1 protein-coding gene is annotated in these 821 nt (G+C 65.2%); it reads right to left on the reverse strand.

Annotation, left to right across the window (positions count from 1 at the left end):
* Positions 1–821: chorismate synthase (gene aroC / locus ENZ74_RS33275; protein WP_127313360.1), on the reverse strand; the 821-nt coding region annotated here is incomplete at both ends.

Below are 821 nucleotides of genomic sequence, written 5' to 3' on the forward strand. Positions count from 1 at the left end.
CCCCTATTCCCCTCCCCGTCTGTCCCCGATGCCGCAGATAATGATCGGCGATCGCACAGGCAACCATTGCCTCGCCGATCGGCACGGCGCGGATGCCGACGCATGGATCGTGGCGGCCCTTGGTCATGATCTCGACGTCCTTGCCGTCCTTATCGATCGACTTTCGCGGGGTCAGGATCGACGAGGTCGGCTTGACGGCGAAACGGGCGACGATTGCCTGGCCGGTCGAGATGCCGCCGAGGATGCCGCCGGCATTGTTGGACAGGAACACCGGCTTGCCGTCATTGCCGATGCGCATCTCGTCGGCATTCTGCTCGCCGGTGATGCGGGCGGCCTCGAAGCCGTTGCCGATCTCGACGCCCTTGACCGCGTTGATCGACATCAGGCCGGAGGCGATGTCCTGGTCGAGCTTGGCATAGATCGGCGCGCCGAGGCCCGGTGGAACGCCGTCGGCGACGATCTCGATCACCGCACCGACCGAGGAGCCCGCCTTGCGGATGCCGTCGAGATACTGCGTGAAGACAGGAACGGAAGCCGGATCGGGGGTGAAGAACGGATTTTCCGCATCGCCGATGAAATTCCAGTTCCAGTTGGCGCGATCGATGGATTTCTCGCCCATCGACACCAGCGCACCGCGCACCACCACGCCGGGCACCACCTTGCGCGCCAAGGCACCGGCCGCCACTCTGGCTGCCGTCTCGCGGGCCGAGGAGCGGCCGCCGCCACGATAATCGCGCACCCCGTATTTGACGTCATAGGTGTAGTCGGCATGGCCGGGCCGGTACTGGCGGCCGATCTCGCCATCATCCTTTGGACTCTTG

The organism is Mesorhizobium sp. M7A.F.Ca.CA.002.15.2.1 (genome assembly GCF_003998715.1).
In the GTDB taxonomy this organism is placed as follows: Bacteria; Pseudomonadota; Alphaproteobacteria; order Rhizobiales; family Rhizobiaceae; genus Mesorhizobium; species Mesorhizobium ciceri.